Source organism: Vreelandella mediterranea, from assembly GCF_970647075.1.
Map to the genome: position 1 here is coordinate 3,556,729 of NZ_OZ310198.1, position 26,219 is coordinate 3,582,947.

General features: G+C 61.8%; 21 protein-coding genes. 13 read left to right on the forward strand and 8 right to left on the reverse strand.

Annotated features, from left to right (window positions below):
• Positions 1-146: 146 nt before the first annotated feature.
• Both ACWFVE_RS16440 and ACWFVE_RS16445 read left to right on the forward strand, forming a co-directional pair.
• Positions 147-461, forward strand: a complete 315-nt coding sequence (locus ACWFVE_RS16440; RefSeq protein ID WP_447530334.1) for a hypothetical protein — start codon at positions 147-149, stop codon at positions 459-461.
• Between the two features lie 367 nt (positions 462-828).
• On the forward strand, positions 829-1,143 hold the full coding sequence (locus ACWFVE_RS16445; protein WP_447530335.1) for a hypothetical protein: 315 nt from the start codon (positions 829-831) through the stop codon (positions 1,141-1,143).
• 86 nt (positions 1,144-1,229) lie between these two features.
• Here ACWFVE_RS16445 and ACWFVE_RS16450 read toward each other — a convergent pair whose 3' ends face one another.
• The 4 genes from ACWFVE_RS16450 to mscL form a co-directional block, all read right to left on the reverse strand.
• Positions 1,230-2,543: a c-type cytochrome gene (locus ACWFVE_RS16450; RefSeq protein ID WP_447530336.1), complete on the reverse strand. Its 1,314-nt coding sequence runs from the start codon at positions 2,541-2,543 to the stop codon at positions 1,230-1,232.
• A gap of 11 nt (positions 2,544-2,554) precedes the next feature.
• Positions 2,555-4,327, reverse strand: a complete 1,773-nt coding sequence (locus ACWFVE_RS16455) for a GMC family oxidoreductase (RefSeq protein ID WP_447530337.1) — start codon at positions 4,325-4,327, stop codon at positions 2,555-2,557.
• 2 nt (positions 4,328-4,329) lie between these two features.
• Complete coding sequence (locus ACWFVE_RS16460; RefSeq protein ID WP_447530338.1) at positions 4,330-5,034, reverse strand: gluconate 2-dehydrogenase subunit 3 family protein; 705 nt, start codon at positions 5,032-5,034, stop codon at positions 4,330-4,332.
• A 285-nt stretch (positions 5,035-5,319) separates the two neighbouring features.
• Positions 5,320-5,811 (reverse strand): large conductance mechanosensitive channel protein MscL, encoded by a 492-nt coding sequence (mscL, locus tag ACWFVE_RS16465; protein ID WP_447530339.1) that lies wholly within the window; start codon positions 5,809-5,811, stop codon positions 5,320-5,322.
• A gap of 344 nt (positions 5,812-6,155) precedes the next feature.
• On the opposite strand from mscL, the gene gbdR reads away from it, so the two are divergent.
• The 7 genes from gbdR to etfB all read left to right on the forward strand — a co-directional run bounded on the left by gbdR (position 6,156) and on the right by etfB (position 15,369).
• A complete protein-coding gene (gene gbdR, locus ACWFVE_RS16470; protein WP_447530340.1) occupies positions 6,156-7,298 on the forward strand; it encodes a choline metabolism transcriptional regulator GbdR in 1,143 nt (380 codons plus the stop codon).
• A gap of 228 nt (positions 7,299-7,526) precedes the next feature.
• The gene (locus tag ACWFVE_RS16475; RefSeq protein ID WP_447530341.1) at positions 7,527-8,504 is read left to right on the forward strand and encodes a dipeptidase; all 978 of its coding nucleotides are present in this window, start codon (positions 7,527-7,529) and stop codon (positions 8,502-8,504) included.
• 70 nt (positions 8,505-8,574) lie between these two features.
• Positions 8,575-9,108, forward strand: coding sequence for a DUF5943 domain-containing protein (locus ACWFVE_RS16480; RefSeq protein ID WP_447530342.1), 534 nt, complete (start codon positions 8,575-8,577; stop codon positions 9,106-9,108).
• Positions 9,109-9,118: 10 nt separating this feature from the next.
• Positions 9,119-11,191, forward strand: coding sequence for a dimethylglycine demethylation protein DgcA (gene dgcA, locus ACWFVE_RS16485; RefSeq protein ID WP_447530343.1), 2,073 nt, complete (start codon positions 9,119-9,121; stop codon positions 11,189-11,191).
• A gap of 80 nt (positions 11,192-11,271) precedes the next feature.
• Positions 11,272-13,293 (forward strand): (Fe-S)-binding protein, encoded by a 2,022-nt coding sequence (locus ACWFVE_RS16490; protein ID WP_447530344.1) that lies wholly within the window; start codon positions 11,272-11,274, stop codon positions 13,291-13,293.
• On the forward strand, positions 13,290-14,570 hold the full coding sequence (etfA, locus tag ACWFVE_RS16495) for an electron transfer flavoprotein subunit alpha (RefSeq protein ID WP_447530345.1): 1,281 nt from the start codon (positions 13,290-13,292) through the stop codon (positions 14,568-14,570). Before ACWFVE_RS16490 ends, etfA begins: the two co-directional genes overlap by 4 nt.
• Positions 14,560-15,369, forward strand: coding sequence for an electron transfer flavoprotein subunit beta (etfB, locus tag ACWFVE_RS16500; RefSeq protein WP_447530346.1), 810 nt, complete (start codon positions 14,560-14,562; stop codon positions 15,367-15,369). The genes etfA and etfB overlap by 11 nt, the downstream gene beginning before the upstream one ends.
• A 281-nt stretch (positions 15,370-15,650) precedes the next feature.
• Here the strand turns inward: etfB and ACWFVE_RS16505 are convergent, their stop codons facing one another.
• On the reverse strand, positions 15,651-16,538 hold the full coding sequence (locus ACWFVE_RS16505) for a DMT family transporter (RefSeq protein ID WP_447530347.1): 888 nt from the start codon (positions 16,536-16,538) through the stop codon (positions 15,651-15,653).
• Between the two features lie 84 nt (positions 16,539-16,622).
• On the reverse strand, positions 16,623-18,368 hold the full coding sequence (locus ACWFVE_RS16510; protein ID WP_447530348.1) for a sodium:solute symporter family protein: 1,746 nt from the start codon (positions 18,366-18,368) through the stop codon (positions 16,623-16,625).
• Between the two features lie 381 nt (positions 18,369-18,749).
• Here ACWFVE_RS16510 and ACWFVE_RS16515 point away from each other — a divergent pair, with 381 nt between their 5' ends.
• Positions 18,750-18,986, forward strand: a complete 237-nt coding sequence (locus ACWFVE_RS16515) for a hypothetical protein (RefSeq protein WP_447530349.1) — start codon at positions 18,750-18,752, stop codon at positions 18,984-18,986.
• A 103-nt stretch (positions 18,987-19,089) separates the two neighbouring features.
• On the opposite strand, the gene ACWFVE_RS16520 is transcribed toward ACWFVE_RS16515, so the two are convergent.
• On the reverse strand, positions 19,090-20,382 hold the full coding sequence (locus tag ACWFVE_RS16520) for an aromatic ring-hydroxylating oxygenase subunit alpha (RefSeq protein WP_447530350.1): 1,293 nt from the start codon (positions 20,380-20,382) through the stop codon (positions 19,090-19,092).
• Between the two features lie 380 nt (positions 20,383-20,762).
• Here ACWFVE_RS16520 and ACWFVE_RS16525 point away from each other — a divergent pair, with 380 nt between their 5' ends.
• The gene (locus ACWFVE_RS16525; RefSeq protein ID WP_447530351.1) at positions 20,763-21,869 is read left to right on the forward strand and encodes an FAD-binding oxidoreductase; all 1,107 of its coding nucleotides are present in this window, start codon (positions 20,763-20,765) and stop codon (positions 21,867-21,869) included.
• A gap of 149 nt (positions 21,870-22,018) precedes the next feature.
• Here the strand turns inward: ACWFVE_RS16525 and fdhA are convergent, their stop codons facing one another.
• Positions 22,019-23,206, reverse strand: a complete 1,188-nt coding sequence (fdhA, locus tag ACWFVE_RS16530; RefSeq protein ID WP_447530352.1) for a formaldehyde dehydrogenase, glutathione-independent — start codon at positions 23,204-23,206, stop codon at positions 22,019-22,021.
• Between the two features lie 384 nt (positions 23,207-23,590).
• Here fdhA and glyA point away from each other — a divergent pair, with 384 nt between their 5' ends.
• Positions 23,591-24,922: a serine hydroxymethyltransferase gene (gene glyA / locus ACWFVE_RS16535; RefSeq protein ID WP_447530353.1), complete on the forward strand. Its 1,332-nt coding sequence runs from the start codon at positions 23,591-23,593 to the stop codon at positions 24,920-24,922.
• Between the two features lie 45 nt (positions 24,923-24,967).
• Positions 24,968-26,218: a sarcosine oxidase subunit beta family protein gene (locus ACWFVE_RS16540; RefSeq protein WP_447530354.1), complete on the forward strand. Its 1,251-nt coding sequence runs from the start codon at positions 24,968-24,970 to the stop codon at positions 26,216-26,218.
• Position 26,219: the final 1 nt, after the last annotated feature.

Genomic DNA, 26,219 nt, shown 5'->3' on the forward strand with positions numbered 1-26,219 from the left:
TATTATTCTAAATAGACGAACGGTCTATGCGATTTTAAGCGCTTTTTATCCTACTTTTTCGACACTACTATGAGTGCATGTTCTGAAGCGCAGGGCGCGAACAGAGCCCCTAAACATATTCGATAACTACATTAAGGTACGCCACCATGAAAAAACTGACCGCTACTGCCGCCATCGCACTTGCTCTCGTTTCTGGCTCTGCTTTCGCCGAGCGCGGCTCCGCCGAGCTGAACGCCATTAGCCAGCCGGAATCGAGCGCCACGCACCAAGTCGAATCGCGCAACGCCTCCACGCAGCAAGTGATCGCTAAAAACAGTGCCTCCGGCGAGCACGTCACCCCCGCCGCTTCCAGCGGATCGAACACCGACCAAAGCGCCTCCCTGGACCAGGTACAGGCCAGAAACGGTGCGACCGGCGAGCAGACCGATAACGCCGTTTCAAGCACTAACTCGCACGGCTAAGCACGAATCCCCCGCCGCTCGGTGGGGTGTTCACTAAAAAGGGTGCCCCTTCTGGGGGCACCCTTTTTTTGTGTGCGCGGCGCTTGGGGCGTTGTCGTGGCCACCCCGGGCTGGCTGGATCTTCTCCTTGACCGATCATCGTTTGGGTGGCGTGCTTACCGCCTAATGCCTTAAGCACCACAGGTAACATCACCTCCGCCTCATCAAGTAGTACCAGGTATGCATTGATTTATTTTCATATTAATCGAATGGTCTAGATACTTTTAAGCGCTTTTTATACTAATTTTTTAGGCCTACTATATATTCATGTTCTGAAGCAACCGTTGCGACAAGAACCCAACAACTCGATATCTTGAGGTACGCCAGCATGAAAAAATTGACCGCTACTGCCGCCATTGCACTTGCACTCGTTTCTGGCTCTGCATTGGCCGAGCGCGGCTCCGCCGAGCTGAACGCCATCAGCCAGCCTGCATCGAGCGCCACTCACCAGGCCGAAACACGCAGCGCCTCCATGGATCAGGTGATCGCTAAAAACAGCGCCTCCGGCGAGCACGTCACCCCCGCCGCTTCCAGCAGCTCGGACGCCGACCAAAGCGCCTCCCTGGACCAGGTACTGGCCAGAAACGGTTCGACCGGCGAGCAGACCGATAAAGCTGCTTCACGCGCTCGCACGCACAGCTAAGCATTAAAAAACCCCACGCACTGTTGGGGTTTTCATTAAAAAAAGGGTGCCCCTCATCGGGCACCCTTTTTGGTTTGCGCGGAAGGTCAGTCGTCGATGACCGGCGCGCTCGTTATGCGCTCCTCGGGCAGCTCTTCGCGGATGTCGGCTACGTCACCCGCGCTGACACCGCCGGCTTCGTTACCCCAGGCGTTACGTACGAAGTTGGCCACCTCGGCGACCTCGTCGTCAGAGAGCCGCCAGGCGAAGTCCGGCATGGCCAGTTGCGCCGGGCGCTGCTCGGTAGACGGCAAGCGAGCGCCGCCCAGAATCACACGAATCAGCCCGGTGGCATCGTCGGCATTGACCATCGAGCTTCCCGAAAGCGAAGGGAAGACGCCGGAGGCGCCCTGACCGTTGGAGAAATGGCAGGCGTTGCAGTTATCCAGATAAAGCCGCGCGCCCAGATCATCCCCCACGTCGGCACTGGTCAGCCGGGTATCGGTTTCATCCACCTGTTCGGTGGTAATCACGCGGCGCCCCTCGTCATTGCCCAGCGACTTCAAGTAGCCAGCGATCGCGTGCAGGTCGCTCTCGTCAAGACGCGAGGTGCTGTGCGCCACCACCGACGTCATCTCACCGGCCACGGCGCTATGGTCGTTACGCCCGGTGGCCAGATAGTCGACGATGTCCTGCTCGTTCCAGCGCTCCATGGCGCTGCCGCCATCACCGTCGCCGCGCAGGCTGGGCGCATACCATCCATCCAATACCTCACCGGCCAGATAAGCCTCATCGCCATCGCTGAGCGCTTTCTCCTGGAAAAAGAACCCGCGCTCGGTATGACAGCTACCGCAGTGGCCCAGCCCCTGCACCAGGTAGGCGCCGCGGTTGAGTTCTTCGCTGCGCTCGGTATCGGGTGTGAAGGGCTCGTCTGCGGTAAACAGCCAATTCCAGGCCCCGATGCCCCAGCGCTGGCTGAACGGAAAGCTAAGGTCCGTTTGCGGCGGCTCGTTATGCACGGGCTCGACCCCTTCCATGAAGTAGGCATAGAGCGCGTCGATGTCCTCATCGTTGATCAGCGAGTAGGACGGATACGGCATGGCCGGATAGAGATTCTTGCCGTCGGCACGCTTGCCTTCTCTCAGCGCGGCGGCGAACTCGTCGCGGCTGTAGTGACCGATGCCGGTTTCCGGGTCCGGGGTGATGTTGGTCGAGAAGATATCGCCAAACGGGCTGTCTACCGCCAGGCCGCCGGCGAAGGGCTCGCCCCCCGGCGCACTATGGCAGGCCACACAGTCGCCGGCGCGGGACAGGTACTCGCCGCGTTCGATGTCGGCGTCGTCGAACGCCAGCAAGGGCGAGGCCACGCTTAAAAGCCCTACGCCGACAAGCCCCTGGCGCCATTTTGGGTAATGCTTCATGGTCGCTCTCCTTAGGCTTGAACCAGCGGGCCGGGATTGGGCAAGTACTGCTCGCGGATGGCTTTCGCCGACCAGTAGGTCAGCGCGCCGACCAACCCCGTGGGGTTGTACTGGATGTTCTGCGGGAAAGCGCTGGCGCCCATCACGAAGACGTTGTGCACGTCCCAGCTCTGCAGGTAGCGGTTCAACGCACTGCTCGAGGGGTCGGTACCCATGATCGCACCGCCCACGTTGTGGGTGGTTTGATAGGGGCGTACGTCGTAATGGGAGTCGAAGTCCTTGAACGACAGCTTGTAGTCGTCCGGGCCCAGGGCCTTGGAGAGCGCGTCGATTTTTTGCTTCATGAACTGGGTCATGCGCACGTCGTTGGGTTTCCAGTCGAAGGTCATGCGCATCAACGGCCGGCCATGATCGTCAGTGTAGTTCGGGTCCAGATCCAGGTAGCAGTCACGATACGACATGTTGCTGCCATGAGAGCCGATGGTCATGGTGTGGCCGTAGGTCTCTTGTACCGCTTCTTTCCAGCCCACGCCCCAGCTCGGCGCGTCCGCGCGCAGCGGCATGTTGCGAATCGGTTGGCCGTTGGTCATCGCCGCATTGAAGTAGGAGCCGCCGATGAACCCTTCCTGGGCGAAGTCGATCTGCTCGACGCCGAAGTCGTTGATGATCTCGCCGTTGGCGCCAGCGCCGACGAAGGGGTTGAACTCCTTGTCATTGAAGTAGAGCGTCGAACCGCCGTTCATCTGGTAGGCGTAGTTCTTGCCCACCACGCCCTCGCCGCTTTCCGGGTCGTAAGGCGTACCGATGCCGGAGAGCAGCATCAGATGAACGTTGTGCAACGAATAGGCACCCAGGATCACCAGGTCGGCGGGCTGGAATATCTCGTTGCCCTCACCGTCGATGTAGGTCACGCCGGTGGCCCGCTCGCCGTCGTTATCGAGCTCCACGCGCAGCACTTCGCTGTTGGTGCGGTAGGAGAAGTTCTCGCGGCGTTTGAGCGCGTCCAGAATGCAGGTTTGCGGCGACGACTTGGAGTAGTTCAAACAGCCGTAGCGTTCGCAGAAGCCGCAGAAGTTACACGGGGCCAACTGCATACCGTAAGGGTTGGTATAGGCCTGGGAGGCGTTGGCGGCGGGCATCGGGAAGGGATGATAGCCCTCGCTTCGCGCGGCGTCGGCGAAAAGCGCGTCGTTGTAGGTACGGGGCATGGGCGGCATCGGATACTCATCCGAGCGCCACCCTTCGAAGGGGTTGCCGCCGGTCTGGATCTCACCGTTCAAATTACCCGCTTTCCCGGCAATACCGGCGACCTTCTCGAAGAAATCGAAATGCGGCTCGAGCTCCTCGTAGCTGATACCGAAGTCTTGAATAGTCATCTCGTCGGGAATGATATCCGCGCCGAAATTCTCCTCCACATAACTCCTCAAACGAAGCTCTTCAGGCTGTGGGCGCCAGGTGTGGCCATTCCAGTGAACGCCGGCGCCGCCGACGCCATCACCGGGCAGAAACGAGCCGAGGTTTCGGTAGGGTACCGCCATATCGCCCATGTTGTGGCGCACGGTGAGCGTGCTCTTTGCCGGGCGCTGCATCAGTTTATAGCGCACCCCATAGGTAAGCTCGTCGGCTATTTTGGGGTAGGCAAAATCCGGTACCGTATCCCGGTCCTCGCCGCGCTCGAGGGCGAGTACGTTGAGCCCCTCTTCGGTGAGCTCCATGCCCATGATCGAGCTGGTCCAGCCGAAGCCCACCAGCACCACGTCAACGGGTGGTTGTGTCTTAGCCATGCTTATCCTCTCTCCCCGTTAATGCTGACCGGTCCCAGCGGATACTCGACGTTATGCTGGTCGACCCACTCGCGATACGACCCCCGCGCGCCGGGGAAGCCGATGAACTTCCACGCCGCCATGTGCTTGTTGCCGCCGTGGATGGGGTCGGCAAAATAGCCCTCTTTGGTGTTTTGCAGCAGCATGTCGAAAAAGTAGCTGCTCCGCATCGCTTCCATTTCGACATCCCCCTGGGCGAGCGCGGTGAGTACGTCATCGCGCGCCGCGTCGTCGAGGGCGGCGAAGGCCTGACCGTGCTGGCGCTGGCAAAACGCGTTGACCGCAGGTATGCCCTGCCGGTACATGTCGCGGGGGGCCAGCGATATCTGATGGCCGAACAGTTCAGGGACGTCGTCGGGAAACGGCCCTTTCATGTACCAATCGGCGGCGTGGCCGAAACGGCCTTCCATTTGACGGTCGATGAAGATGGGGACGTTGGTTTCGAGCGCGCCGGGGCCGGGGCCATCGCCGGGGATCAGCCGGTCGCAGGCGGCGATGATGAATTCCCACTCGCTCTCATCGAAAAATACCGGCTGGTAGTCGCCAAGCTGCTCGGGGGGTTCATCGGCGGGGGCAGTCAGCGAAACGCCGCTACCGATCGTGACCGCGGGGATACTGGTCAAGGCGCCTTTCATAAAGCGCCGGCGTGATGCGTCTTTAAGGCTCACGTGCTCTCCTCTTCTTTGCGTCGACGGGCCATGGCGTAACGAGTCCTTCAATCGCTTTAAAAGCGAAGCGTTTATAAGACTTCTTTTAATTATGGCGGTTAGCTTAATGCAAAACCGGTTAATTAGCTTAGTAACGATCAAAGCAAATTGCCCGAGCGCTTGGAAAAAAAGCACCCCCAAAAAGCGACGCCCGGCGGATGCCGGGCGTTTCAGACGGGATTACAACTTTGGTAGTAAGGGCTTTTATCATCCGCGTTTATATACCCGAATGTACTGCGCCAATGATTAGCTCTGTGCCTTTGGCGCGTCCTCCTCCACTTTTGTTAAAGCAGAAGTACAGTGCCCGCAGCGGCTTGCCTTGATCGGCACGGCCATAAAACAGTACGGGCAGGACTTTTCTACCGGGCTTTTGGGTTCATCCACTTCTTCACGCTTTAGGCGGTTGATGGTGCGTACCAGCATGAACACCACGAAGGCCACGATAGCGAAGCTAATGACGGCGTTTAGAAAAAGCCCGATATTGAGCGTCACCGCCCCCGCCGCCTGGGCCGACGCCAGTGTCAGGTAAGGCCCCGCCACCGCCCCTTCGCGCAACACAATGAAAATGTTCGAGAAATCGATTCCGCCGATCAACAAACCAATGATCGGATTCATGATATCCGCCACCAGACGCTGGACGATGAGCGTAAAAGCGCCGCCGATGATAATACCCACCGCCATATCGATGACGTTTCCTTTAACGGCAAACTCGCGAAACTCCTTGAAAAACCCCGACATTTCAGCACTCCTCGTTTAGAAAGTTTATTAGCATATAACGCTTTAATCATAAAACCCGCTACTTCAATAACTTATAAAAAGCGACGCCGGGTGTTCAGAAAACGTTGCGTTTTACTGGTTAATGCGAGAAAACCTCATTGGAGGGTTTTACAGGCGACCTTGGCCATTCTATTTGCGACAAGCCGTGCACCTCTTTCAAGATTGCTTTGTCAGTATAAGTGTCATCCATGCCACTATGCAGGCAGGACGCAAAAAAGCTCGTTCATGGATTAAAACAACACGCCAGCGACATACCAGAAAAACAATAAAAAACCCAAGACGTTTAGGTGATAGAGGTAAAGACCATGACATCCGATCAAGTAACATACGGCGCTCCCGAGAGCCGCCCCAGCGCACCGCAAACCCTCGGTTTTCTGCTGCTGGATAATTTCACCCTGATTTCCCTGGCGTCTGCCATTGAACCCCTGCGCATGGCCAATCAGCTGGCCGGCCGGGAGCTTTACCGCTGGTATACGCTCACCCAGGACGGTGCGTCGGTACGCGCCAGCGACGGGCTCAACGTGACCCCGGATGCCGCCATGCAGGCGCCGCTTTCGCTTGATTGGGTGATCGTTTGCGGCGGAGTGGCGCCCCAGCACAGCGTCAGCCGCGAGCACATTCACTGGCTGCAGGCCCAGTCGCGCCAGCTGCGCCACCTGGGCGCCATCTGTACCGGCAGTTGGGCGCTGGCCAAGGCGGGGCTTCTGGATCACTACGAAACCAGCATTCACTGGGAGTGTTTGGCCTCGGTGCAGGAAGCGTTCCCGAAGATCGTGCTGACCACCAAGCTTTTTTCCATCGACCGGGACCGCTTCACCGCCTCCGGCGGCACCGCCCCTTTGGACATGATGCTCAACCTGATTGCCCAGGACCACGGCAAAGCGCTGTCGGCGGGTATTTCGGAGATGTTCATTTACGAGCACATGCGCAACGAGCAGGACCAGCAGCGCGTCCCCTTGAAGCACGTGCTAGGCACCACCCAGCCCAAGCTTTTGGATATCGTGGCGCTGATGGAATCCAACCTCGAAGAGCCTTTAGAGCTCAATGAACTTGCCACCTACGTGGATGTGTCCCGGCGCCAGCTCGAGCGGCTTTTCCAGCGCTACCTGCACTGCTCGCCCTCGCGCTACTACCTGAAGCTTAGATTGGTACGCGCGCGCCAGCTTTTGAAGCAGACGTCGCTTTCGATCATCGAGATCGCCTCTGTGTGTGGTTTCGTCTCCACGCCGCACTTCTCCAAGTGCTACCGCGAGTGCTTCGGCATTCCCCCACGCGACGAGCGCTTGGGCTCGCAGTCGCGCCAGTCGCCCCAGATCAAGGCCGCGCCGATGATCCAGCACTGGGGCGTCGAGCCAACCGGCGGCGAACCCGCCTCGAGCGCCCTGCTGGCGCTGGCCTACGCCCAGGGCGAGCCGACCTTTGCAAGCGTACCGCTGGTGAACTACTAGCGCGCCCGGCCACTTGCCGTAAGCACTGCCGAAGAGCTGCCCCATGGGCAGCTCTTTTTTTATATCGCCCCTTCCCAGTGCCCCGGTGCTTTTTAACGCGAAGCCGAGGGCTTTGCCACGCGCATTGCTCATGATGACGCTTTTGGAATTTCCGTCGTCGTTTCCAAGAGCAGAGCAGGCCCAGGGCAGCGCTATGCTCCCCTTCATGGACAACCCTGGAGCCTCGTTATGAACCCTGCTGAATTACACCAAGACGCCATCGTCATCGACGGTTTGATCATCGCCAAATGGAACCGGGAGCTTCTGGAAGACATGCGCCGCGGTGGCCTGACGGCGGCCAACTGCACCGTCTCGGTTTGGGAGGGCTTCAAGGCCACGGTGGACAACATCGTCGCCTCCAACAAGCTGATGGAAGAGTGCAGCGACCTGGTCCGCCCGGTGCGCACCACCGCGGATATCACCCGCGCCAAGGAAGAGGGCAAAACGGGCATCATTTACGGGTTCCAGAACGCCCACGCCTTTGAAGACCAGATCGGCTACGTGGAGGTATTCAAGCAGCTCGGCGTGGGCATCGTGCAGATGTGCTACAACACCCAGAACCTGGTGGGCACCGGCTGTTACGAGCGCGACGGCGGGCTCTCGGGCTTTGGTCGCGAGATCGTCGCGGAGATGAACCGCGTTGGTATGCTGTGCGATCTCTCCCACGTGGGCGCCAAAACCTCCGAGGAAGTCATTCTCGAGTCCAAAAAGCCGGTGTGCTACTCCCACTGCCTGCCCTCGGGCCTTAAAGAGCACCCGCGCAACAAGTCCGACGACGAGCTCAAGTTCATTGCCGACCACGGCGGCTTCGTCGGCGTGACCATGTTCACGCCGTTTCTCAAAAACGGCGTCGATTCGACCATCGACGACTACTGCGAAGCCATCGAGTACATCATGAACATCGTCGGCGAAGACGCCATCGGCATCGGCACCGACTTCACCCAGGGCCACGACCAAAACTTCTTCGAGTGGCTGACCCACGACAAGGGCTACGCGCGGCGCCTGACCAACTTCGGCAAGATCATCAACCCGGAAGGCATTCGCACCATCGGCGAGTTCCCCAACCTGACCGAAGCGCTTTTAAAGCGGGGCTTAAGCGAGTCCCAGGTCAGAAAGATCATGGGTGAGAACTGGGTGCGCACCCTGAAGGACGTGTGGGGCGAGTGAACACCGCAGGAATATACCGACGCGCCGTGAACCAATAGCGTGAACAAATATAAGTTTAAGGAATATCACCGTGACCAAGACAGCTCCCGAACTCCCGATCGAGGTCGACAGCGAAACCGGTATCTGGACGACCGACGCACTGCCGATGCTCTACGTGCCGCGCCACTTCTTCGTTAATAACCACATGGCGGTCGAAGAGGCCCTGGGCGCGGAGAAATATGCCGAGATTCTCTATCACGCCGGCTACAAGAGCGCCTGGCACTGGTGCGAAAAAGAGGCCGAGCTTCACGGTCTCGAAGGCGAGGCCGTTTTCGAGCACTACATGAAGCGGCTTTCCCAGCGCGGCTGGGGGCTTTTCATCACCGAGGAAATAGACCTGGACGCGGGCACCGCGCGGGTACGCCTGGAGCACAGCGCCTTCGTGTACCAGATGGGCAAGGTGAATCGTAAGATCGAGTACATGTTCACCGGCTGGTTCGCCGGCGCCATGGACCAGATTCTGGCCGCGCGAGGAAGCGAAACGCGCACGGTGGCCGAGCAGACCCAAAGCGGCGCCGAAGACGGCTGCGAGCACGGTCTGTTTGTCGTAACGCCCGTGAACTGAGGTTATTCCCATGGCATTCGATGCACTATTCAAACCGATCCAGATCGGCAGTCAGACGATTCGTAACCGCGTGGTCAGCACCGCCCACGCCGAGGTGCACGCCACCGACGGCGGCATGACCACGGATCGCTACGTCAAATACTACGAAGAGAAGGCCAAGGGTGGCTGCGGGCTTTGCATCTGCGGCGGCTCATCGATCGTTTCCATCGACAGCCCCCAGGGCTGGTGGAGCTCGGTGAATCTGTCCACCGACCGTATCATCCCGCACTTCCAGAATCTGGCGGACGCCGTCCATAAGCACGGCGGCAAGATCATGATTCAGATTACCCACATGGGCCGCCGCTCACGCTGGGACGGCTTCGACTGGTCCACCCTGGTCTCGCCTTCGGGTATCCGCGAGCCGGTCCACCGCTCGACCTGCAAGACCATCGAGGAAGAGGAGATCTGGCGCATCATCGGCGACTTCGCCCAGGCCGCGCGCCGGGCGAAGGAAGGCGGCCTCGACGGCGTCGAGCTCTCTGCGGTGCACCAGCACCTGATGGACCAGTTCTGGAGCCCCCGGGTCAACAAGCGTACCGACGAGTGGGGCGGCACGTTTGAAAACCGCATGCGATTCGGCATGGAAGTGCTCAAGGCGGTGCGCGCCGAGGTCGGCGACGACTTCGTGGTGGGTATGCGCATCACCGGCGACGAGTTCCACCCGGACGGCCTCGATCATGAAGAGATGAAGCGCATTGCGGCCTATTTCGACGCCACCGGCAAGGTCGATTTCTTCGGCGTGGTGGGTTCGGGCTGCGATACCCACAATACGCTCGCCAACGTCATTCCCAACATGTCCTACCCGCCGGAGCCCTTTCTGCACCTGGCCGCGGGCATCAAGGAAGTGGTCAACGTGCCGGTCATTCACGCCCAGAACATCAAGGACCCCAACCAGGCCCAACGCATTCTGGAGGGCGGCTACGTCGACATGGTCGGCATGACCCGCGCGCACATCGCCGACCCGCACATCATCGCCAAGATCAAGAACGACCAGGTGGATCAGATCAAGCAGTGCGTGGGGGCGAACTACTGCATCGACCGCCAGTACCAGGGCCTCGACGTGCTGTGTATCCAGAACGCCGCCACCGCGCGGGAGTACATGGGTTTGCCGCACATCATCGAGAAAACCGACGGCATCAAGCGCAAAGTCGTCGTCGTGGGCGGCGGCCCCGGCGGTATGGAAGCCGCCCGGGTCTGCGCCGAGCGAGGGCACGACGTGACGCTGTTCGAGGCCAAGGACCAGATCGGCGGGCAGATCACCATCGCCTCCAAAGCGCCCCAGCGCGACCAGATCGCCGGCATCACCCGCTGGTATCAGTTGGAGCTCAACCGGCTGGGCGTCGACCAGCGCCTGGCCATCAAAGCCGATGAAGCCACCATCCATGACCTGCGCCCGGACGTGGTGATTCTGGCCACCGGCGGCCAGCCGTTTCTCTCCCAAGTGCCCGAGTGGGGCTATGACGAGGACACCGAGCAGAGTTTGGTGGTCAGCACCTGGGCGATCCTCAACGGCGACGTGGAGCCTGGCAAGAACGTGCTGATTTTCGACACCATCTGCGAGTTCTCCGGCGTCTCGGCGGCGGACTACCTGGCGGACAAGGGCTCAAGAGTCGAGATCGTCACCGACGACATCAAACCCGGCGCGGCGGTGGGCGGCACCACCTTCCCCACCTACTACCGGAGCCTGTACGAGAAAGAAGTCATCATGACCTCGGATCTCGCGCTGCATAAGGTGTACCGCGAAGGCGAATCCTTGGTCGCGGTGCTCGAAAACGAGTACACCGGCGCCCAGGAGGAGCGCGTGGTCGATCAGGTCGTGGTCGAAAACGGCGTTCGTCCGGACGAGGCGCTCTACTACGCGCTCAAGGCGCAGTCGCGCAACAAGGGCCAAACCGACATCGAAGCGCTCTACGCGATCGAGCCCCAACCTTGCCTCTCACAAAGCGGTGAAGGCTTTGCCCTGTTCCGCCTGGGGGATTGCACCGCGCCGCGCAACACGCACGCCGCCATCTACGATGCGCTGCGCCTTTGCAAGGACTTCTGACACAATAACGCTGTAAGCTGAACGGCCCGGGGCACGCCCCGGGCCGCAGACCTTACGGTGTCTCTGAGAGGAGAGACGCCATGCTCGATACCCTGTTACCGATTTTACTGTTTTCCGCGCTGGCGCTGGCCATCGTCGGGGCGGTTCGCCGTGCCCGCCTTTGGCGCCAGGGGCGGCCCTCTCCCGTACCCGTATTGAAGGGCCTAATGCAGGTGCCCAGGCGCTACCTGGTCGACCTGCACCACGTCGTCGAGCGGGACAAGTACATCTCCCACACCCACGTGGCCACCGCTGGCGGCTTCGTGCTGGCCGCGCTTCTGGCGATCATCGTCCACGGCTTTGGCCTGGACAGCGCGATTCTCGCCTGGGTACTGCTGGCCGCCACCACCAGCATGTTCCTGGGCAGTATCCTGGTCGCCAAGCGGCGAAGCCCCCCGCCATCAAGGCTTTCCAAAGGGCCCTGGATGCGCCTTCCGAAAAGCCTGATGGCGTTCTCGATCGGCATGTTCGTGGTCACGCTGCCCACCGCCGGTATCCTGCCGGAAGGCGTTTTCCAAAGCGGCATGGGCTGGGTTGTGGCGCTGGTGCTGGCCGCGGTCATCGTCTGGGGCCTGGGCGAGATGTTTTTTGGCATGACCTGGGGCGGGCCGATGAAGCACGCCTTCGCCGGTGCGCTGCACTTGGCGTTTCACCGCCGTCCGGAGCGCTTTTCGGACAAGACGGGCGGTGAGCACCGCTCCACCGGCTTGAAGGCGCTGCACCTGGGTGATGACCACGCCAAACTTGGCGTCGAAAAGCCCGCGGACTTTACCTGGAACCAGCTGCTCGGTTTCGATGCCTGCGTGCAGTGCGGGCGTTGTGAAGCCGCCTGCCCGGCGTTTGCCGCCGGCCAGCCGCTCAACCCCAAAAAGCTGATTCAGGACATGGTCGTCGGTATGGCCGGCGGCAGCGACGGCCACTATTACGGCTCGCCCTACCCCGGCAAGCCGGTCGGCGAACACACCGGTGACCCCTTTGGGCCCATCGTCGCCCGGGAAGGCACCTCGCTGGTGGATGCCGAGACGCTCTGGTCCTGCACCACATGTCGCGCCTGTGTGGAAGAGTGTCCGATGATGATCGAGCACGTCGACGCCATCGTCGATATGCGCAGATTCCTAACGCTTGAGCACGGCAACACGCCCAACAAGGGTTCCGAGGTGCTGGACAACCTGATCGCCACGGACAACCCCGGCGGCTTCGATCCCGACTCGCGCCTCTACTGGGCGGCGGATTTGAACCTGCCGCTGATGGCGGACAAGGGCGAGGCTGACGTGCTCTTGTGGCTGGGCGACGGCGTGTTCGATATGCGCAACCAGCGCACCCTGCGCGCCTTCATCAACGTACTGCGGGCAGCAAACGTCGACTTCGCGGTGCTGGGTAATGAAGAGCGCGACAGCGGCGACGTGGCCCGCCGTCTGGGCGACGAAGCGACCTTCCAGACGCTCGCCAAGCGCAACATCCAGACCATGAGCCGCTACCGCTTTAACCGCATCGTCACCTGCGACCCGCACAGCTTCCACGTGCTCAAAAACGAGTACGGGGAGCTTGGCACCGATGATGCCCCCGCCCGCTATCATGTGCAGCACCACAGCACCTATATCAACGAGCTGGTGGTGGGCGGTGCGCTCACTTTCAAGGAGTGGAAAGGCGGCCGCGTGACCTACCACGACCCGTGTTATCTGGGCCGCTACAACGGTGAGTACGAAGCACCGCGCGACGTACTCAAGGCGCTCGGTATCGAGGTGCAGGAAATGGCGCGCTCCGGCTACCGCTCGCGCTGCTGCGGCGGTGGCGGCGGCGCGCCGATCACCGATATTCCCGGCAAGCAGCGGATTCCCGATATGCGCATGGAAGACGTCCGCGCAACCGGCGCGGATCTCGTCGCCGTTGGCTGCCCGCAGTGTACCGCGATGCTGGAGGGCGTGGTCGAGCCACGCGCCGGTATCAAGGATATCGCCGAGCTGGTCGCCGACGCGCTGATCATCGATGCACCAACCGATAAAGCCGCGCCTGAACAGAGCGCTTCCACGCCGGCGCGCGCCGTAGAGGAGGTAACGCCATGAGCGACCTGATTCGCCGCGACCCGCGCAAGGAGTGGATCGCGCGTAACCGCCTGCACCCGCAGCATTTAACGGTACTGGCCGAACTCGGCGGTGGCGCTAAAGCCACCGAGTGGATGGGCCCTAACGGCGTCATCCGCCGCGACCCTCGCGCGATCGGCTTTATGGGTCCGAACGGCGTTCGCCGCATTGATCGTAGCGGCGCCCAGCAAGCGGCCCAGGCCCCGGCGCACAGCACCGAGGCAAAGGACACGCGCAAGTCCGTCACTATCGAGTCGCCGGCGTTTATGGTCGCCGTGGTGCCGGATATGGCCGGCGGACGGCTGTCGGCACATGATCGCGACCTGCTGGGCCTGGCGCGCCAGCTGGCCGATACCGACCCGGCCAACCCCGGTGCGGTGGTGGCTATCGTGTTTGGTGAGCACAAGGAGAGCAGCTTTGGTGACGCCGGTATCGACCGGCTGATGCACCTGGAGGGCGAGCGCTTCTCCGGCTACCTGCCGGAGCTCAAGGTGGCGTCGCTTCAAAGCGTCGCGCGCGAGCTGGCGCCGCGCTTTTGGCTGCTGCCTGATTCCATCATCGGCGGCGGCGAACTTGGCCGACGCCTGGCCGCGCGGCTGGGGGAGCGTCCGGCGGCGCAGGTATGGCAAGTCGAAGGCAATGATGAAAGCCCCTCCGGGTGGCGGGCCACCGCGCGCGCCGGCGCCGGGCGCCACGATGTTCACCGCGCCCTGCCCCGGGTCGTGCTGGCGCTAGCCGAGTGCGCCGACCCGGTCAGCGACACCCGCCACGCCGCCCAGGCCCTCGAGCTGAACCAGCCGCTTCCCGACGTGCTCGGGCGCATCGAGGATCTCGGCGAAGTGGCGGTGGACCCGGCCAGCGTCTCGCTTGCCGAAGCCGAGTTCATTCTCTCGGCGGGTAACGGCGTCAAGGATTGGGAGGGCTACCACCACGCCGCCGAGGTGTTGGGTGCAGCCAAGGGCGCCTCGCGGGTGGCGGTGGACGACGGCTACATGGCGCGGGACCGCCAGGTGGGCGCCACCGGCACCTGGGTTTCCGCCCGCGTGTACCTGGCCATCGGCATTTCCGGTGCCATTCAGCACCTTCAGGGCATTCAAAGCTGCGATAAAGTCGTTGCCGTCAACCTCGACGAAGGCTGTGACATGGCCAAACGCGCCGACCTGACCGTGATTGGCGACGCCAGCGCGGTGCTCGCGGCGCTGGTGACACGGGTCGAGCAGTACCGCGCCGAGCAACAGGAGAACCGCGATGCCGCCTAACGCCCCCGCCAAACAAAGCGCGTCACTCGACGTGGCCGTACTGGTCTCGATCGGCCGCCATCCGCTGACCGCCCGCGCCCGGCGCGCCGACCAGGATGCCCGCGCGGTGGAAATGGCGCTCACCCTGGAGAATGCTTCTGTGCGCCTGCTGCACGCCGGCCAGCACGAAAGCGAGCAGGAAGAGGCCCTGCGCGGCTACCTCGGCATGGGCATCGACCATATCGGGCTAATCGAGCAAAGCGAGAACGCCGACGTGATTCCGGCGCTCGTCGAGGCGCTTCGACACGATGCCCCGCAGCTGATTCTGACCGGCAGCCGCGCGGAAACCGGCGAAGCCTCTGGCCTTCTGCCCTACCAATTGGCCGAGGCGCTGGGCTGGCCGATCATCACAAGCCTGGCCGCGGTCGAGAAGGTCGAGCAGGGTACGGCGGTGGTACTCCAGGCCCTGCCCCGCGGCAAGCGCCGGCGCCTGCGCATTCGCCTGCCGGCGATTGCCACGATCGACACCAGCGCCCCGGCGGCGCGCCAAAGCGCCTTTGGCCCGGCCCGGCGCGGCGAGCTGGCGCTAAGCGAGGCACAAAGCAAAATTGATGAGACGTTAGCCGGTTGGCAGTTCCACCCGGCGCGCAAGCGTCCGAAACGCCTCAAGATCGTCAAATCCTCCTCGGCGCGAGACCGCTTCAAGGCTGCCGCCGCCAAGGCGGACGGCGGCGGCGGGCAAACGCTCAACGATGTCACCCCGGAACAGGGCGCCGAGGCGATTTTCAAGCTGCTCAAGGAGGAAGGCGTGCTGCGCTAGTCACGCATCCGCGCCCCTCCAGCACGAACCGCCCACCCCAGCGACGCGTTGCGCCGCGTCGCTGGCTAAAGCCTGCTCCTACGGAAGATGAATCACACTGCACGAATGGCCACGGGGTTTCGTAGGAGCCCGATTTATTGGTGGTCCGACACTTCGGCGATGGCGCCGACAGGCGCCTCGGATGAGGCCGCCGTGACATCGACCACCCCAGCGACGCGTCATGGGCCAAAGCGCCCTGTCACAAGATCAAACCGCGTTCGTTGAACAGCGATTCGAGGGGCTTATTTTACGGCAACCCCCGGATGCAACCTCAGCCGCTGGCGCTCTCGGCGCAGGCCAATCCAGGAGTGCAGCACCAGCACGGTAATGACCACCACCCCGCCGGCCAGCGTCGAGGCGGTGGGCTCCTCACCCAGCAGCCACCACACCCAGAGCGTGCCCAGCGCGGTTTCCACCAGATAGAAAAGCGCTACTTCGGTGGAGGGCAAGTAGCGCGTGGCGCTGTTGATCAGCACGGTGGCCAGCGGCATTTGGATCAGCCCCATCAGCGCCAGCACGCCAAACTGCGAAGAGTTCAGCGCCAGCGGCGCGGCCAAGGGCAGCGCGATCGCCGCGGAGAGAATCCCGCCGCCGGCAATCAACGCGATCCGGTCAAGACCGGGAAAGCGACGTAAAAGCGTGAGATTGCCCCCCACCGCGGCAGCGGCGGCGAGCGCATAAAGATTGCCCAGAAGCATGCCATGGGCGCCCTCACCCATGAACACCAGACCCATGCCGGCCATACAGAGCGCAATAGCGACCAGGGTGCGCAGTGCAACACGCTCGCCCAGAAACACCCGTGACAGAATCGCGGCAAACAGCGGCGCCGAGCTTAGAATGACCACCACGTTGGCGACGTTAGCGTTCATTACCGCCAGTACGAAGAGCAGCGAAATCAACCCCAGCAAAATGGCCGAGGCGAGCGCCGCGAGCGGGTTTGCGCGCAGCGTGGCAAGGCGCTTACCGGAAAGGCAAAAAAGCCCCAGCACGGCGAACATCAGAAAACCGCGCCAGAACACGATCGTAAAGCCATCGGTACTGGCCAGCCGGATCAGCAAACCGTCGAAACTGAGACATACCACGCCCAGCACCACGATGACCAGGCCGCGTTGATAAGCACTTGGCTGCATTGTTTTAGCTCCGGGTCGGTTAAAAAAAACCAACCGCCCGCCATGAAGGCGGGCGGTTGGGCGGTAAGCGGACGTCCTTTGGTTTTAGCGGCTCGCCGCGCTAGCCCGATGAGGGGCGCTTGGCGAGCGCGGGCGCACCAGCCAGAAGCCGACGCCGCCGGCCATCAATAACATGGTGCCGCAGCCAATAGCCAGCACGTAAGCGCCCTGCACCGCGCCGGGGGCGACGCCGAACGGCTCGGCAAAGCCTGCCAGCGTGACCGCGTACTGCTGCCACAAAAAGACCCCGATCGCCACGCCGCAGAGCATGGTGCAAAGCGCGATCCAGCGGGTGCCCGGCACCCAGCCGCGAACGGCCTGGGTATCGACGTCATGCAGAAACGCGCGGTAGGTATGCTCGGCCTGGCTGACGTGCGTGGCCTTGGAGGCAAGCCCAATGGCCACCAGCGCCATCAGCGTGCTCAATAGCACCGGGTGCAGATACACCGGCAGGCTCAGCCACTCGGCCTGTACCATCAACGAAATGGCCACGTTGCCGGCAAAACCGACCGCCAGCCCCCAGCCCGCACCGGCGGCGGTGATGCGCTTGCTCCAGATGCTCAAAAGCGCCACCGGCCCCCAGGACGAGGCGAACAGCGTCGCGGCAAACCACACCACGGCCATGACCGCCGGCGGCTGAAAAAGCGCCAGCACCAGCGCGACCAGCCCGGCAGCCAGCACCGCCAAACGGCTTTTGCGCATCGCCGAGGCCTCGTCTTTCGAGGCGGCAAGAATATCGTTGGAGATGCTAAAGCCGATGATCGACAGAAAGGTCGAACACGACGAAAGCCCGGCGGCGAACACCCCGGTCAAAATCACGATGCCAAGCCAGGTCGGCAGGATGTTGAGCGCCACCCAAATCATGGAGCGCTCCGGGTCGAGGCCCGGGTCGTACAGGTTGATCGCCGCCCCGGTCACCATCATCAGCGCGTAGAAAACGGCGAGTGCCACCGCGGTGAGCATGGCCGAGCGCATCACCACGTGCTCGTTGCGCGCCATCAGGTAGCGACTCGACTGCCAGGGGCTCGCCGCGAGCACCGCCGCCCACACAAGACCCAGCGTCAAACCCCAAACCAGCGCCTCGCCGGGGGTGGAGAAGGTAGCGTTCGGGCCTTCCAGCACGCCGTGCCACAGCGCGATATCGGGCTTGTCGGTTTGACTTAGAAGCCCTTCGATCACACCGCTGAAGCCGCCCAGGTCCTGAATCACATAGATCGATCCGCCTATTGCTGCCAGCGAAAAGATCACGAACATGATCGTGTCGGTCAGCATGACCCCGGGGGAGCCGGAGTAGAGAATAAAGCCAGTGTAAGTCGCCCAGACCAGTACCAGGCCCACCCAGTAGGGCATACCGGTCAGCTCGGCAAACATGATGCCCGCGCCCTGCATCACGCCCAAAAGGTAGGCGCCCAGGCCGATGATCGTGGTGAGCCCGGCAATGATTTGCACCCGACGCGAGGCGAAGCGCTTGCCGAAAAATTCCGGCACGGTATTCGCCTCGCTTCGGCGCAGATAGCGGCCAAACACCAGCGCGCCCAGCAAGCAGCCCGAGGTGCTGATCGCGGCAAAGATCAGCATGACGAAAGGATAGCCCTGGTAGGCAAACCCGGTTTCACCCAGAAACGCGCTGGTGCTTAGGTAGCTTGCCACCAGGGTGCCCAGAATGAAAAAGGTCGGTGCGTTGCGCCCAGCCACCAGGTAGTCGTCCAGGCCCTTGACGCGCCGCCCGGCCAGATGCCCGATCACAAAGTAGCCGACCAGGCTCAACAGTATCGCGATGGTGTAAATCATAAGCGCAGCCGTAAGGTTATTGATGTTGTTAAGCGGGGTTGCCAAGCGCTTTCAAGACGCTTTACAGCATGATGCAGCGCTTTATAAGCGTACTCTTAGCTATTAACGCCAGCGGCTGCCGGAATTACGACATACGCCAATGCACCTGCGAGAAAGGCAGCTCTGGGGCAAGCGACATCACCTTTTCACCCCTTGTTGTGCGCGGCACGCCTGTACCGGCCACGGCTTATAAAGCCTTGAGCCCGGCACCGAAACCCGGTTGCCCAAAACCGACCTCGACGTAGCCAAAGACGCTGTCCATCGCGCACGTACAAAGCGACTTTGCGTACACTGAGCGCTTTAGCCTCGCTTGTCGCGACCCATTGATAAGAGGATGCAGCCATGATGATTGTCGAACTGATCGACGGTGATGACTTTCGTGCGCGGCTCGAGACGCTGGGGATCGCGCTCCCCCTGGATGCCGACCAGGACACCTGCGCCCGGATCGCGGCCAGCGCCCACCGCCAGCAGCCCGTCGATGGGTTACCCGCCTTCATTGAAGCGCTAAAAGCCCGGCAGGATATCGTGCTGCCCGAGGTTCGCGAGGCGGTCGAGCGTCATCTGGCCTTTATCGAGTAGGCCAGTCGGCCGCCAGTGCTTGAAGGGCTCTTGAAGGGATAGAAACGAAAAACCGGCGCCCCGCTAAGCGGGAGCGCCGGTAGGTAGACCAAAAGGCGGGCGGCTAGCCTTGGGCCTTGGCAAGCGTGAGTGAAACGCCCTCGCCGCCAAGGTTCTCCAACATGCGCTCGGCGTACCAGTTGACGAAATCGATCACGCCGAACTCATAGGTTTCCGAGTACGGGCCGGGCTGGTAGGCCTTCGAGTTGATGCCGCGCTGGTTCTCTTCGGCAAGCCGGCGGTCCTGGTCGTTGGTGGCGTCCCACACCCGGCGCATGTTCTCCGGATCGTAATCCACGCCTTCGACCGCGTCCTTGTGTACCAGCCACTTAGTGGTCACCAGGGTCTGCTGCGGGCCCAGCGGCAGCACGCGAAACACGATCGAGTGATCCCCCATGAAATGGTTCCAGGAGTTGGGCAGGTGCAGGATCCGCAGCGAGCCCATGTCCGGACTGGTTAGCCGGCCCATCAGCTTGCTGCAGGCGGGCTTGCCATCCATGGTCATGGAGACCACGCCATCCAGCAGCGGCGTGCGGGTGATCCGGTTGCGGCTACCAAAGCGCTTGAGCTGCCAAGGCACCTGTTCGCCGTTCCAATCTGACTGCTTGCGCGACACCAGATCCTTGTACTTATCGGTGGCCCGCGGGTCTTCGGTGTCGTCGAACTCCATTAGCGAGTTCAAAAGCTCCGGATGAGCGCCGTTGCAGTGGTAGCACTCGCGGTTATTCTCGAGCACCAGCTTCCAGTTTGCCGCCTCAACGATACTCGACTCCACCGCCACCTTGACGTTGTCCATCTGGTAGGGCTCGAGGTAGTGCTCCAGCGTCACCAGGAAGTCGTCGATCGACGAGGGGTTCTCGCTTAAGTTGATGAACACGAAGCCGCCGGCGGTGCGTACGCTCACCGGCTTCAAGCCAAACTCATTCAAATCGAAGTCGGCCCCCATGTCGCTGCCGGCAAACAGCAAACGGCCATCGAGCTCGTAGGTCCACTGATGGTAGGGGCAGACGAGCTTGGCCACCTTGCCCTTATCGGTGGTGCAGAGCCTGGAGCCGCGATGGCGACAGACGTTATGGAAGGCGTGGATCTCGCCTTCGCCGCCGCGCACGATCACGATGGGGTTGTCACCGACGTTCAGGGTCATGAAGTTGCCCTTGGCCGGGATCTCGCAGCTCATGCCCGCGAACAGCCACTCTTTCTCGAAGATCTCTTGCATATCGAGGGCAAAAAGCCGGGCGTCGTTATAAAACGGCTGAGGCAACGAGTAGGTGCGCGCCCGAGACGTGAGCATCTCGATCGTCTCTTCACGCATGGCGGCCAGGGGGTCGTTCTGGGTGTAATCCGTCGTGTTGTTCATACCAGATATCCTTTTAAACCCGCCTCCCCATGAGGGCGGCGACACAGTCATTGACCAAACGTAGTTGTCTTGTTGTTTAAGTTGCGTGACCTGACGTTGTGCGGGCGCGCGGCGATGGCTATTTGTGATTTGCTACTTATGAAAAGGATTGTGGTCCAGGGGTTTTGACGTCAATTATCTGCCGACGACACTGCGTAGCGTGCCGACGACGCGAAAACGGATTTCTCACGGTCTGGAGGTGGCACCAGATAAGTGCGTGTCGCTAACAGGTAAGCTGGCCCGAAAGCGCGTATCCAGAATGCAGGCAATGGTGCTGGACCGTGCAGTGCAAGGACGGGCCGGTGAAGGCAACGCGATAGCACGGCCATATTGAGACGACGATGACAACGAACTATTTCAACCCCGTCACGACCCAGACCTGGACCAATGGCCGCCACCACGTGCGGTGCGTCAAGATCATTCAGGAAACCCCGGACGTGCGCACGTTCTGCTTCATGGCCGAGCAGCCCGTCATGTTCTTCTTCAAGCCGGGCCAGTTCGTCACCCTGGAGCTCGAAATCGACAACCAGCCGGTGATGCGCTCCTACACCATCTCGAGCTCGCCCTCGATCCCCTACAGCTTCTCGATCACGGTCAAGCAGATACCAGGCGGCCAGGTCTCCAACTGGCTGCACGCCAACATGAAAGTCGGCGACGAGCTGGTGGTTCACGGGCCGGTGGGTAACTTCAACTCCATCGACTTCCCCGCGGACAAGGTACTGTTTCTCTCCGGTGGCGTGGGCATCACGCCCTTGATGTCGATGACGCGCTGGTTTTTCGACACTAACGCCAACGTGGACGTCGAGTTCATTCACAGCGCCCGCGCGCCTCGGGATGTCATCTATCACCGCGAGCTGGTGCACATGTTCTCGCGCATTCCCGAATTCAAGCTGCATATCGTCTGCGAGAAAAAAGACGATATCGGCGAAGCCTGGGCGGGCTACCGGGGGTTTTTGACTCAGCCCATGCTCGAGCTCATGGCGCCGGACTTCCTCGAACGGGAGATTTTTTGCTGCGGCCCGGTGCCCTACATGAATGCCGTCAAGGCGGTATTGCGCGCCAACAACTTCAACATGGACCACTACCATGAGGAGCTTTTCGGCGCCACGCCGGTCGACGTTCAGGAAGACGTCAAGGAGCTTGCAGAGCAGGCGGAAGTGGAAGCCGAGCTTGCCGAGCCCGAAGACCTTCTCAGCGTCGAGTTCGCCCAGTCGAACAAGAGCGTGCGCATCCAGCCTGGCGAGACGGTCCACGCCGCCGCGGCCAAGCTTGGGCTACATATTCCCAAGGCGTGCGGTATGGGGATCTGCGGCACCTGCCGGGTGCAGCTCAAGTCCGGCGACGTGGAGATGGAGCACAACGGCGGCATCACCGAGGAGGATATCGAAGAGGGGTATATTCTCAGCTGCTGCAGTCGGCCCAAGAACAGCCTGGTGGTGGATTTTTAAGCCACCACACTCAAAGAGCGCAACTCAAAGGGCGCAAAGCGGATACCACCTCGTGGTATCCGCTTTTTATGCCCATATCGTGCTGGAACCAAAGATAAAAAAACGCCCGCGGCAGTGGCCGCGGGCGCTGGGTGAGGCGACGAGACGCGTTAAGCGACGCCGAGCAGCCCATGCGGGTCGAGCACGAACTTGCTGGCCACGCCCTGATCGAACTGCTCGTAGCCCGCTGGCGCGTCCTCGAGTGAGATCACCTGGGCGTTGACGATCTCGGCGATGTTCAGACGCCCATGCAGAATCGCCTGCATCAGCTGGCGGTTGTACTGCACCACCGGGGTCTGGCCGGTATGAAACGACAGGCCCTTGGCCCAGCCCTGGCCAAAGCGCAGGCTAAGGCTTCCGGTTTGCGCGGCTTTTTCCGTCGCGCCCGGGTCTTCGGTCACGTAAAGGCCCGGAATACCGATGGAGCCGCCTTCGCGGGTGATGTCCATCATCTGGTTGAGCACCACCGCGGGCTGCTCCTTGCCGCTATGGCCCACGGCCTCGAAGCCTACCGCGTCGATGGCGCTGTCCACGCTCGGCTCGCCGACCACGGCGGCGATCATTTCGCCCAAGCGGTCGTGGTTGTTCAAATCGATCGGCTCGAAGCCCATCTTGCGCGCGTGCTCCAGGCGATCCTTGTTGAAGTCGCCGATCATCACCACCGCCGCTCCCAGCAGGCGCGCCGAGGCGGCCGCGGCCAAACCGACCGGACCCGCGCCGGCGACGTACACCGTGGAGCCCGCGCCGACGCCGGCTTTTAATGCACCGTGGAAGCCCGTGGGCAGGATGTCGCTCAACATGGTGAGGTCGCGAATCTGGCTCATGGCCTGGTCCCGGTCCGGGAACTTCAAAAGGTTGAAGTCCGCGTAGGGCACCATGACGTAGTGCGCCTGACCGCCGACCCAGCCGCCCATGTCGACGTAACCATAGGCGCCGCCGGCGCGGTCGTCGTTGACGTGTAAGCAAAGGCCGGTATGGCCCTCTTTACAGGTGCGGCAGCGCCCGCAGGCAACGTTGAACGGCACCGAGACGATATCGCCGATGCCCAGGAATTCGACGCCCTTGCCCTTCTCGATCACTTCCCCGGTGATCTCGTGGCCCAGCACCATGCCAGTCGGGGCGGTCGTGCGCCCGCGCACCATGTGCTGGTCCGAGCCGCAGATGTTCGTTGAAACCACTTTCAGGATCACGCCGTGATCGATGGGCTTGCCATTGGGGGTTTCCATTTTCGGGTAGGCGATATCCTGTACGTCGACCTTCCCGTCGCCGATATAAACAACACCACGATTGTTGGACATGGGACATCCTCTTTTCCAGGTGCCGCGCGGCCATGACCACGCGGCATCGTTATTCTTGAAGGGAACTGGCGTATTTGGCGCGGCGACACAAGCCCATGCTTGTCAGAAACCCGCCAAAGAGCATTAGCTTGCTGCTCCAGCATGGTCCATTAGCCGGTTTGAAAATTACTCACAGACGACATCGAACGGTAGATGGGCGACCTCTTTTGGCGCTAAACACGATTTTGTCGCCAATGTCGCAAATACGCCGCGCGGTGACGTCGGCAAGCATCCTGGGGGCGAGGCCCGGCGATACTATCGCGGCAGGATAGCGTCAAACGGTAGTCAAAATACCGGCGCTAACAGACTCTCAGACCGAATAGAGCGACTAGCCTGGAGCACTCGATGTCACACAATAATTTTCTTTCTGATGCCCGTCTGGCCGACTACGACACAGCCCTTGCCTCGGCAATCGCTGAAGAAACGTCGCGCCAAGAAGCCCATATCGAGCTGATCGCCTCGGAAAACTACACAAGCCAAGTGGTGATGGAAGCCCAGGGCACGCAGCTGACCAACAAGTACGCCGAAGGCTACCCGGGCAAGCGCTACTACGGCGGCTGCGAGTTCGTCGACAAGGTCGAAGCACTCGCCATCGAGCGCGCCTGCAGCCTGTTCGGCGCCAACTACGCCAATGTGCAGCCGCACTCCGGCGCCCAGGCCAACGCGGCGGTCTTCATGGCGCTGGTCAAGCCTGGCGACACCATTCTAGGCATGAGCCTGGCCCACGGCGGTCACCTGACCCATGGTGCGGCGCCCAACTTCTCCGGCAAGCACTACAACGCCATCCAGTATGGCCTGGTCGAAGGTACCGGCGAGATCGACTATGAAGAAGTCGAGCGTCTGGCCCGCGAGCACCAGCCGAAAATGATCATCGCCGGCTTCTCGGCCTATTCCCGCGTGGTCGACTGGCGCCGTTTTCGCACCATCGCTGACGAAGTAGGCGCTTATTTGATGGTCGACATGGCCCACGTGGCGGGCCTGGTCGCCGCGGGCCTCTACCCAAGCCCCCTGCCCCACGCCCACGTGGTGACCACTACCACCCACAAAACACTTCGCGGCCCGCGCGGTGGCCTAATTCTCTCCGCCGAGGGCGACGAGGCGCTCAACAAAAAATTCAACGGCGCGGTCTTCCCGGGCCAGCAGGGCGGCCCGCTCATGCACGTCATCGCCGCCAAGGCCGTGGCGTTCAAGGAAGCGATGAACCAGGATTTCGTCAACTACCAGCGCCAGGTCATCACCAACGCCCAGGCCATGGCGCGGGTCTTCGTCGAGCGCGGCTTCGACGTCGTCTCCGGCGGCACCGACGACCACCTCTTTTTGGTTTCGCTGATCAAACAGGGCGTGACCGGAAAAGACGCCGACGCCGCTCTGGGCCGCGCGCACATCACGGTCAACAAGAACAGCGTACCCAACGACCCGCAAAGCCCGTTCGTCACGTCGGGGCTGCGCATTGGCACCCCGGCGGTGACCACCCGCGGCATGAATGAAGCCGACTGCGAACACCTGGCCGGCTGGATCTGCGACATTCTCGACGTGCTTGCCGATCAAAAAGATACCACTGAGGTAGAGAACCAGGTGCGCGACAACGTCTCTGAGCTGTGCGCCCGCCATCCGGTGTACGGCCAGGCCCAAACCCAGAGCGAGCAGACCACCGAAAGCGCCACTTCCATCGCTTAACGATCGCCGCCGGCGGGCTTTCCGGCGCCGATTCAGGAGAGATTTATGCAACGTTATTCCGGCTTCGGATTGGTCAAACATGCGCTCGGCCATCACGAGAACTGGGAGCGCCAGTGGCGCAACCCCGAGCCCAAAAAACGCTATGACGTGATCATCGTCGGCGGCGGCGGCCACGGTTTGGCCACCGCCTACTACCTGGCCAAGGAGTTCGGCGTCAAGAACGTCGCCGTGGTCGAAAAAGGCTGGCTGGGCGGCGGCAACACCGCGCGCAACACCACCATCGTGCGCTCCAACTACCTGTGGGACGAAGCCGCCAGACTTTACAACCACTCCCTCGACTTGTGGAAAGGCCTTTCCCAGGATTTGAACTACAACGTCATGTTCTCCCAGCGCGGGGTATTGAACCTGGGCCACACCCTGCAGGACATGCGCGACATTCAGCGCCGCGTCCACGCCAACCGCTTGAACGGCGTGGATAGTGAAGTGGTGACCCCGCAGCAGATCAAGGAGATCGAGCCGGAGCTGGATATCTCCAACCGCGCGCGCTATCCGATCATGGGGGCCTCTTGGCAGAAAAGCGCGGGCGTTGCCCGTCACGACGCGGTGGCCTGGGGCTACGCCCGCGCCGCCGACGCCCTGGGCGTGGATCTTCTGCAAAACACCGAAGTCACCGGATTCAAGATTCGCGATGGCAAGGTGCTGGGCGTGCACACCAACCGCGGCGACATCGAAGCCAATACCGTGGGCTGCGTGGCGGCGGGTAACTCCGGGGTGCTGGCCAACATGGCGGGCATCAAGCTGCCGCTCGAGTCCCACCCGCTGCAGGCGCTCGTTTCCGAGCCGCTCAAGCCGGTGCTCAACACCGTCACCATGTCGAATCACGTGCACGGCTACGTTAGCCAGTCCGACAAGGGCGATTTGGTCATCGGCGCGGGTATCGACGGCTACGTGGGTTATGGCCAGCGCGGCAGCTACCCCACCATCGAGCACACCCTGCAGGCCATCGTCGAGATGTTCCCGATGTTCTCGCGGGTGCGCATGAACCGCCAGTGGGGCGGCATCGTCGACACCTGCCCGGACGCCTGCCCGATACTTTCGAAAACGAAGGTGAAGGGGCTTTATTTCAACTGCGGCTGGGGCACCGGCGGCTTCAAGGCCACCCCCGGCTCCGGCCACGTGTTTGCGGCAAGCCTGGCCAAGGGTGAAATGCACCCGATCGCCGCGCCTTTCTCCATCGACCGCTTCCACACCGGCGCGTTGATCGACGAACACGGCGCCGCCGGCGTTGCGCACTGAG

Bases quoted from the DNA above. Each gene is read 5' to 3' on its own strand.
- ACWFVE_RS16515 (WP_447530349.1), top strand. From the start codon at position 18,750: ATGATGATTGTCGAACTGATCGACGGTGATGACTTTCGTGCGCGGCTC.
- ACWFVE_RS16475 (WP_447530341.1), top strand. From the start codon at position 7,527: ATGAACCCTGCTGAATTACACCAAGACGCCATCGTCATCGACGGTTTG.
- ACWFVE_RS16520 (WP_447530350.1), bottom strand. From the start codon at position 20,382: ATGAACAACACGACGGATTACACCCAGAACGACCCCCTGGCCGCCATG.
- ACWFVE_RS16540 (WP_447530354.1), top strand. From the start codon at position 24,968: ATGCAACGTTATTCCGGCTTCGGATTGGTCAAACATGCGCTCGGCCAT.
- ACWFVE_RS16510 (WP_447530348.1), bottom strand. From the start codon at position 18,368: ATGATTTACACCATCGCGATACTGTTGAGCCTGGTCGGCTACTTTGTG.
- ACWFVE_RS16450 (WP_447530336.1), bottom strand. From the start codon at position 2,543: ATGAAGCATTACCCAAAATGGCGCCAGGGGCTTGTCGGCGTAGGGCTT.
- etfA (WP_447530345.1), top strand. From the start codon at position 13,290: ATGAGCGACCTGATTCGCCGCGACCCGCGCAAGGAGTGGATCGCGCGT.
- glyA (WP_447530353.1), top strand. From the start codon at position 23,591: ATGTCACACAATAATTTTCTTTCTGATGCCCGTCTGGCCGACTACGAC.
- dgcA (WP_447530343.1), top strand. From the start codon at position 9,119: ATGGCATTCGATGCACTATTCAAACCGATCCAGATCGGCAGTCAGACG.
- ACWFVE_RS16525 (WP_447530351.1), top strand. From the start codon at position 20,763: ATGACAACGAACTATTTCAACCCCGTCACGACCCAGACCTGGACCAAT.
- etfB (WP_447530346.1), top strand. From the start codon at position 14,560: ATGCCGCCTAACGCCCCCGCCAAACAAAGCGCGTCACTCGACGTGGCC.
- fdhA (WP_447530352.1), bottom strand. From the start codon at position 23,206: ATGTCCAACAATCGTGGTGTTGTTTATATCGGCGACGGGAAGGTCGAC.
- gbdR (WP_447530340.1), top strand. From the start codon at position 6,156: ATGACATCCGATCAAGTAACATACGGCGCTCCCGAGAGCCGCCCCAGC.
- mscL (WP_447530339.1), bottom strand. From the start codon at position 5,811: ATGTCGGGGTTTTTCAAGGAGTTTCGCGAGTTTGCCGTTAAAGGAAAC.
- ACWFVE_RS16490 (WP_447530344.1), top strand. From the start codon at position 11,272: ATGCTCGATACCCTGTTACCGATTTTACTGTTTTCCGCGCTGGCGCTG.
- ACWFVE_RS16445 (WP_447530335.1), top strand. From the start codon at position 829: ATGAAAAAATTGACCGCTACTGCCGCCATTGCACTTGCACTCGTTTCT.
- ACWFVE_RS16440 (WP_447530334.1), top strand. From the start codon at position 147: ATGAAAAAACTGACCGCTACTGCCGCCATCGCACTTGCTCTCGTTTCT.
- ACWFVE_RS16455 (WP_447530337.1), bottom strand. From the start codon at position 4,327: ATGGCTAAGACACAACCACCCGTTGACGTGGTGCTGGTGGGCTTCGGC.
- ACWFVE_RS16505 (WP_447530347.1), bottom strand. From the start codon at position 16,538: ATGCAGCCAAGTGCTTATCAACGCGGCCTGGTCATCGTGGTGCTGGGC.